Here is a 3,718-nt window from a genome sequence, read left to right on the forward strand (position 1 = left end):
GTCCGCTACGCCGTCGGCGATCAGGTCGAGGACGGCGCCGAACTGATCGTCTTCGAGGAGGCGTGACGATGGCGCTCCCCCCGCATGTCCGGATCGTCGAAGTGGGACCGCGCGACGGGCTCCAGAACGAGAAGGCGACCGTCCCGCTGGCGGTCAAGGTCGAGCTGATCGACCGCCTGTCCGATACCGGACTGCCGGCGATCGAGGCCGGGGCCTTCGTGTCGCCCAAATGGGTGCCGCAGATGGCCGACACGGCCGAGGTGCTGGCCGGCATCCGGCGGCGGCCGGGCGTCGGCTATCCCGTGCTGGTGCCCAACATGAAGGGGCTGGAGCAGGCGGTGGCGTCCGGCGTCGGGGAGATCGCGATCTTCGGGGCGGCGTCGGAAGCCTTCAGCGCCAAGAACATCAACTGCTCCATCGCGGAAAGCCTGGAACGCTTCCGTCCGGTGGCGGAGGCGGCGCTGGCCCAGGGCATCCGCGTGCGCGGCTATGTCAGCTGCGTGCTCGGCTGCCCGTATCAAGGGGAGGTCCCGGTCTCGGAAGTCGCCCGCGTGTCGAAGGCGCTGCTCGACCTCGGCTGCTACGAGATCTCGCTCGGCGACACGGTAGGCGTCGGGACGGCGGGCAAGGCGCGGACCTTGGTCGAGCAGGTGTCCGGGGTCGTGCCGCTGGAGAAGCTCGCGGTCCACTTCCACGACACCTATGGACAGGCGCTGGCCAATATCCATGCCTGCCTGGAGGCGGGGGTGGCGGTGGTCGATGCCTCGGTGGCGGGACTGGGGGGATGTCCCTATGCCAAGGGAGCGTCGGGCAACGTCGCGACCGAGGACGTCGTGTATCTGCTGAACGGGCTGGGGATCGACAGCGGCGTCGATCTCAGGGCGCTGGCCGCGACGGGGGCCTGGATCAGCGAGGCGCTGGGGCGGCCGAACGGGTCGAAGACCGGGAGTGCGATAGCGGCGGCGGGGTGAGGCGATGCCTCACCCCCTCCCATGACCGTTACTGCTTCGGGGCCTTGTTCACGAACTGCGGATCGAAGGTCTTGTTCAGGTCGATCTGCGCGCTGGCGAATTCCGGCTCCAGGGTCTTCAGCATGTTGTACATGCTGTCCATGCCTTCCTTGGTGACGATGCCGTCCTTGGAATAGCTTTCCTTCGAGCCCTGCACCGCCTTCATATACAGGTCCTTGTCGCCGAGATGGTATTCGGCGGGGACGGCGGCGGCGATGTCCTCGGGGCTGGCGCTGGCGATCCAGTGCAGCGACTTGACGAAGGCGTTGGTCAGCCGCTGCATCGTTTCCGGGTTGGCCTTGATGAAGTCGCTCTTGGCGTAGAGCACGGCGGCCGGGTTCGATCCGCCGAACAGCTTCTTGCTGCCTTCTGCCGTCCGGGTGTCGATCAGGACCGAGATGTCGCCGTCCGTTTCCAGCTTGGAGATGACGGGGTCCAGGTGCGAGATCACGTCGACCTGACCCTGCTTCATGGCGGCGACGGCGCTGGCACCGCCGCCGATGCCGATCAGCGCCGCGTCGGTCGGTGCTAGGCCGCTCTTGACGAGCGCGTACTGCGCCGCCAGCGCGGTGGAGGAGCCGGGCGCCGTGACGCCGATCTTCAGCCCTTTGAAGTCGGCGGCGGACTTGACCTTGTCGGCCAGATCCTTCCGCACCGCCAGCACGATGCCGGGGAACTGGCCCAGCTCGACGACGGCCTGGATCTCCTGGCCCTTCTGCTGCATGCGGATCGTGTGCTCGTAGGCGCCGGTCACGACGTCGACCGAGCCGCCGATCAGCGACTGGAGCGACTTGGCGCCGCCGCCGAAGTCGTTGATCGAGACGTTCAGGCCTTCTTCCTTGAAGAAGCCCTTCTGCTCGGCGATGGTCAGCGGTAGATAATACAGCAGCGGCTTGCCGCCGACGCCGAGCGTGATGTCTTTCTTTTCCTGGGCGTCGGCGGTGCCCGCCAGCGCCAGCAGCATGCCCGCTGCCGCCAGAATTCCCGTGAATCTCATCATCGCTCCCTCATTCTCATGATTATTGTTTATGGATCGGCCGGCTGGATCAGTTGGATGCCATGGCCGGCTGCGGACGCCAGACCAGAAGCCGGTTTTCGACCTTCGTCACCAGCCAGTCGATGACCAGGACGCAGGCCGTCAGGACGAACATGCCGGCGAAGACCCCCGTCACGTCGAAGACGCCTTCCGCCTGCTGGATCAGGTAGCCGAGGCCGGCGGACGATCCCAGGTACTCGCCGACCACGGCGCCGACCATCGCGAAGCCGACCGACGTATGCAGGGACGAGAACATCCAGCTCAGCGCCGACGGCAGGTAGACATGGCGCAGCAGCTGCCGTTCGTTCATGCCGAGCATCCGGGCATTGGCGAGGACGGAAGGGCTGACTTCCTTGACGCCCTGGTAGACGTTGAAGAACACGATGAAGAAGACCAGCGTGACGCCCAGCGCCACCTTGGACCAGATGCCCAGGCCCAGCCACAGCGCGAAGATCGGCGCCAGGACGACGCGGGGCAGGGCGTTGGCCGCCTTGACGTAGGGATCGAACACGGCGTTGACCAGCGGGCGCCTGGCGAACCAGAACCCGATCAGGATGCCGCCGACCGACCCGATCACGAAGGCCAGCGCCGCTTCCAGCAGCGTGATGCCCAAATGGTACCAGACCGTGCCGCCCGTCACCCACTGGACGATCCGGCTGCCCACGTCGGCCGGCGTCGAGAAGAAGAACCGCATCGTCTTGGGATCGCCGAACAGCGTGGTCGCCGAGATCAGGTGCCAGATCACGATCGCGACGACGGCGACGAGCACCTGGAGAAGGAGGAGTTTCGCCCGCTTCATCGTCACGCTCCTCCGTTGCTTTGCCGGTAGCCTTTCAGGACTTCCTCCTTGAGGGCGTGCCAGATCTCGCGGTGGGCGGCCAGGAACCGCGGATCGAGCTTGATTTCGCTGATGTCGCGCGGGCGCGGGATCGCGATCGGGTAGTCGCCGATGATGCGGGCGCTGGGGCCGGCGGACATGATGACGACCCGGTCGGCCAGCGAGATCGCCTCTTCCAGGTCGTGGGTGACGAACATGACGGCCTTGCGGTCGGCCGACCACAATCCCAGCAGCAGGTCGCCCATGATCAGGCGGGTCTGCGCGTCCAGCGGCCCGAACGGCTCGTCCATGAAGATGATCTTCGGGTCGCGGATCAGCACCTGGGCCAGGCCGACGCGCTTGCGCTGGCCGCCCGAAAGCATGTGCGGGTAGCGGTCGCCGAAGGCGCCCAGCCCGACCTTGCCCAGCCACTCCCGCGCCCGGCCGCGCGCTTCCTTGCTGGAAACGCCCGCGACCTCCAGCCCGATAGCGACGTTCTCGAGCGCCGTCTTCCACGGCATCAGGCTGTCCTGCTGGAAGAGATAACCCGCCTGCCGGTTCAGCCCGGCCAAGGGCTCGCCGAAGATGGTGACGGTGCCGGAAGCGGGTTTGAGCAGGCCGGCGGCGGCATTGAGCAGCGTGGACTTGCCGCAGCCGGTCGGCCCGACGATGGCGACGAACTCGTCGCGGCGCACGGCCAGATCGGTCGCGGCGACCGCCTGATAAGCCCCGCCGTCCGGCAGGTCGAAGGTTATCTTCACCCCCTCAAGCGCCACCGCCGCGGACTGCGCATCCGGGCCGGAGCCCGGCTGCTGTGAAATAACGGCTGCTTGGGCCATCGGCGGCACCTCCATC

The 3,718-nt window shown here is 66.9% G+C and carries 4 protein-coding genes; 1 reads left to right on the top strand and 3 read right to left on the bottom strand.

All coding sequences use genetic code 11. From position 1 onward, the window contains the following. Positions 1-68 precede the first annotated feature (68 nt). The gene (locus AC5JJ6_RS04035) at positions 69-971 is read left to right on the top strand and encodes a hydroxymethylglutaryl-CoA lyase (protein ID WP_496040813.1); all 903 of its coding nucleotides are present in this window, start codon (positions 69-71) and stop codon (positions 969-971) included. A 28-nt stretch (positions 972-999) separates the two neighbouring features. Here the strand turns inward: AC5JJ6_RS04035 and AC5JJ6_RS04040 are convergent, their stop codons facing one another. From AC5JJ6_RS04040 to AC5JJ6_RS04050, 3 genes are all read right to left on the bottom strand, one after another. Then, positions 1,000-2,010 (bottom strand): ABC transporter substrate-binding protein, encoded by a 1,011-nt coding sequence (locus tag AC5JJ6_RS04040; RefSeq protein WP_496040814.1) that lies wholly within the window; start codon positions 2,008-2,010, stop codon positions 1,000-1,002. A 46-nt stretch (positions 2,011-2,056) separates the two neighbouring features. After that, positions 2,057-2,845, bottom strand: a complete 789-nt coding sequence (locus AC5JJ6_RS04045) for an ABC transporter permease (protein ID WP_496040815.1) — start codon at positions 2,843-2,845, stop codon at positions 2,057-2,059. 2 nt (positions 2,846-2,847) lie between these two features. Further along, a partial coding sequence (locus AC5JJ6_RS04050; RefSeq protein WP_496040816.1) for an ABC transporter ATP-binding protein occupies positions 2,848-3,718 on the bottom strand: 871 nt, incomplete at its 5' end.

It is taken from the genome of Skermanella sp. (genome assembly GCF_059503625.1).